Here is a 3,946-nt window from a genome sequence, read left to right on the forward strand (position 1 = left end):
CCGAAACCAGCGAATCAAAGTGCCGTCATGAATTCCGGCTAATTGGTGGAAATACCGTCCGGGATCAGGAAGTCTGAATTTATTGCGACGTGGTGTCAAAACCCCGATATGACGTAATGCTTCCAAAGCCAACGTGTTTCGCATTGGCGCGTCTTTCAGTGAATTCATCACCATGGAAACGGCGAACGTTACAATTTCTCCATTTTTTTCCGTCCAACCAACATACCAGCCAATCCCTGGCCGTTCCGCCATCGCCCAGCCGGTTTTGCCGTAAAGGTGAACTCCATCCAGGTTTTCCCGTGGCAGAAGACGACGCACTTCCAACAACGATCTCCTGGAAATGGGAAGTCGTCCCGTCGCCAGAAGGGCCAGAAATCGGGCCTGTTCCATCGGAGAAATGACCAAGGGACCCTCCAACCAGAAACGATCGACAACCGTTCCGATGTCGGCGTTGCCATATGCCAACCGGGTCACCCATTCCTTCATCCGCCCAAGACCGATACGTCGGGCAATTTCCTGAAAGACAGGTACCGCCGAAACTCCCAGCGCTTCTTTCAGTGTCATGTCTTTTTCCCAAGTTTTGAAGGGCTGGGACCGTCCGTTCCACGGAAAAAGCTCATCTTCCCGGACCATGCCGGTTTCCAGGGCGATGAGGGTATTGACTACCTTGAAAGTGGAAGCGGGAAAGAAACGGGTATCGCAAAGAGTTTCATCGGAAACCAGAAGCCGTTGCGCTGGCACATGAAGCACCACCAGACACCCTTCAATTCCCCGCCGCTCAAGAATGTGTTGTAACCCTTGATCCGGTAACGCTTCGGCCCGGCAAAGAAAAAACAAGGTCGGAAAAAATATCAATCCGAATACGATTCTTTTTATTTTCATTGTTGATGATGAATGGTTACGACTTTTTGACGATGTAACTCTGCTGGATGATCGAAAGAATGTTGTTGACCAGCCAATAAAGGACCAATCCTGATGGAAAGGAGAGAAAAAGAAAGGTGAAAATGAGCGGAAGAAAAGCCATGATCTTGGCTTGAATGGGGTCGGCGGGAGCCGGATTAAGTTTGGATTGCAGATACATCGAAATGCCCATCAATACCGGAAGGACATAATAGGGATCCATCTCCGACAGATCCTTGATCCAGAAGAAAAACGGGGCGTGACGCATCTCCACCGACAGGAACAAAACCTTGTACAGGGCAAAAAAGACCGGAATCTGGACCACGATGGGAAGACACCCCCCCAAAGGATTGACCTTGTTGTCCTGATACAGCTTCATCATCTCCTGATTCATCCGCTGCTTGTCGTCCGAAAAACGCTTGCGCAACTCCTCGACCTTGGGTTGCAGCTTTTTCATTTCGTTCATCGAACGATAACTTTTGTTGGCCAGCGGAAAGAAAATGGCCTTGATCAGCACTGTAAGCAGAATGATCGCCAAGCCAAAATTGTGCAGAAATCCGTTGAAGATCAGCAAAAGTTCGACCAGCGGTACCGCCAGGAAATGGAACCATCCGTAGTCGATCGAACGTTCCAGATCATATCCCACCCGTTCCAGAGTGTTGATCTCCTTGGGACCGATATAGAGCAGGAGACTCCGGGAAAATTGACTTTTTGGCGCAACGGTCTGTTTTTCCGAAACATTGCCGATACGGTAAGAAGGATTGTCATGGTCGAAATAAATGCGTTTTTTGCCGGGATCGGTTGTGATGAAGGCGGCCAGAAAATACTTGTCCGAAAATCCGGCCCATCCGCTGGTGGCCGATTCATGGATATCCTTGGTGCGCAGATCTTCATAGGTGTGTTGAATGCGGGTACCGTCAAGGAAACCCATCGGTCCCTGAAAATCGGCGACCGCCATGGCATGGCTTTCGCTGACTGGTTCGACGCGGATAAAGTGGGAAAAATGATGGAGCGCCACCGGGGAATCGGTCGAATTGACGATGCGGTCTTCGACGGTGAAGAGGTAGGTTTTTTCGTCGATGGCAATCCGTTTTTCGAAGACCAGCCCCTTGCCGTTGTCCCAGAATAGATGGACGGAATGGGGCGACGCGCCCGGTTCGGGCTTGGCCAGGCTCCAAACCGTGTTGCGATCGGGGGTTTGAATTTCCGATCCCAGAAACCCTGACTCGTTGAAAAAGAAATCCCGCCCGTGGCGATTGAAGAATCGAATCGGTTGGCCTTCCGGGGGGCGGTGGGTCAAATGTTTGAGAAAGCGCAGATCGGCAAACGATGCCCCCTTGAGGGCAATTTTTCCTTCGACCAGATCGGTCTTGAAGGAAGCGAAAGTTTCGTTGGCCTCGTCCTGTTGTCCGGGAACGGATTCAGGGAGCGCCGGTTTGGATTCCATGACCGGAACCGTCGCGCTGGCCGTGACAGGAGCTTGTTTTTCGGGAGGATTACCCTGGTCGGGGGCGGACTGGCTCTTTTCTCCCTGGGCCGTGTTGTTGGCGGCAGTCGTGGTCGTTTCGGGTGGAGGGGTAAAATAGGTCTCCATGACCGACTGATAGCCAACCACCAGAAACAGGGAGAGAATGATGGCCAGGAGGGTTCTCTGGTCCATGAGGCAACCTGCGAAGATAAAGGGTTATGGAACGGGATCCAATCCACCGGGATGGAACGGATGGCATCGAAGAATTCGCTTCAAGGATAGCCAACCACCACGCAAAACACCATACCTGGAGATGGCTTCCAGGGCATATTCCGAACAGGTCGGATAAAAACGGCAAGAGGGCGGCAGCATCGGCGAGATGAACGTGCGGTAAAACCGGATCGGGCCCTGCAAAAGGATTTTCAAGGGGAATCCTGCCGTGGTCGCGGGGTTGGGGAGGTTTTGTTGAATTGTGTACGGGCAAGATTCAAGGCCCCTTCGAGGGTTTGATCGAAAGCCTCATGGGACGCTTGTCCGGCCGGGAAGCGGGCGATGATGACAATATCCCAGCGATCAGCCCAACGATCGGCGACCCGTGCCTGCCAATGACGAAAAAATTCCCGCAGCCAACGTTTGACACGATTGCGCAGGACCGCCTTGCCCACCTTCCGGCTGACGGTGACCCCCAACCGCGAGGTCTCCAGTCCGTTTTTTCGGACAAACACCAAAAACAGCGGTGTATGAACTTTTCTTCCCTGATCGGTATTCCGTTTGAAATCGCGACTCTTGAGCAGTCGGGCCATTTTGGGAAAGTGACAAGGCCCGACTGTTACGGTTCGATGAGATTCGGAATCCTGGAAAAGGGATGGGGTCATTGATCCTGGATCATGGATCGGGGAAGTCCCTGGCCTCAGGAATTTACGAGGGTTTTACGACCCTTGAAACGCCTGCGGCTCAGCACCTGGCGTCCTGAGCGGGTGGACATTTTCTTGCGAAAACCGTGGGTTTTCTTGCGGCGGACGATGCTGGGTTGAAAGGTTCTCTTCATTTTTCTGCCTGAGGGATGGAGAAATCCAAGGGAAAGAATCCCATGCGACCAAAGTCCAAATTCGAAACGAGCCTGCCAATGTATTAAAAAAAAAAGCCGTGGTCAAGAGTCGGAGCAAGCGGATCCAGGCCAATGATGTTAATTTAGTGACAGTATATTTTTTTCATGGGTTCTTGAATTGATACGGTTCCCGTACTACCGAACAGAAATGGAACCCAGGTTGGCCAAGGTGTTCAATACAACCCCCCAACGTTGGATGAATCTTCAAGTGAATTATGATCTAACGCGATGCTCGACTAATTTTCGGTAATGCGGCAGAGGGTCCAATCCGCTATCCTGTGTTTGAGTGAACACAATCAGATAGGAGGACCGGGCCATGCCGCTAGAAGATTTTATCATCTCCGTGTACTGCACGGTAGACAATTTTTTTCATGAATTGTTTGGCTCGCGCCACCTTCGTAAAAGAGGCTTCGCACCAGCATTATCGGATAGCGAGGTGATCACCATGGAAATTGTCGGGGAATTCATGG

The 3,946-nt window shown here is 51.5% G+C and carries 5 protein-coding genes; all 5 read right to left on the reverse strand.

Going from position 1 to position 3,946, the window contains the following annotated elements; all coding sequences use genetic code 11:
* Positions 1-753 (reverse strand): class D beta-lactamase (locus HQL76_18025; protein ID MBF0111067.1); only part of this gene is annotated, 753 nt, incomplete at its 3' end.
* 145 nt (positions 754-898) lie between these two features.
* Positions 899-2,560 carry a membrane protein insertase YidC gene (yidC, locus tag HQL76_18030; protein ID MBF0111068.1) on the reverse strand — a complete coding sequence of 554 codons (1,662 nt, stop codon included), beginning with the start codon at positions 2,558-2,560 and terminating at the stop codon, positions 899-901.
* A 24-nt stretch (positions 2,561-2,584) separates the two neighbouring features.
* Positions 2,585-2,794 (reverse strand): membrane protein insertion efficiency factor YidD, encoded by a 210-nt coding sequence (gene yidD, locus HQL76_18035; GenBank protein ID MBF0111069.1) that lies wholly within the window; start codon positions 2,792-2,794, stop codon positions 2,585-2,587.
* A complete protein-coding gene (rnpA, locus tag HQL76_18040; GenBank protein ID MBF0111070.1) occupies positions 2,791-3,243 on the reverse strand; it encodes a ribonuclease P protein component in 453 nt (150 codons plus the stop codon). Before rnpA ends, yidD begins: the two co-directional genes overlap by 4 nt.
* 35 nt (positions 3,244-3,278) lie before the next feature.
* Positions 3,279-3,416, reverse strand: a complete 138-nt coding sequence (gene rpmH, locus HQL76_18045) for a 50S ribosomal protein L34 (protein MBF0111071.1) — start codon at positions 3,414-3,416, stop codon at positions 3,279-3,281.
* Between the last annotated feature and the right edge of the window lie 530 nt (positions 3,417-3,946).

The organism is Magnetococcales bacterium, from assembly GCA_015228815.1.
Taxonomy (GTDB): Bacteria; Pseudomonadota; Magnetococcia; order Magnetococcales; family UBA8363; genus UBA8363.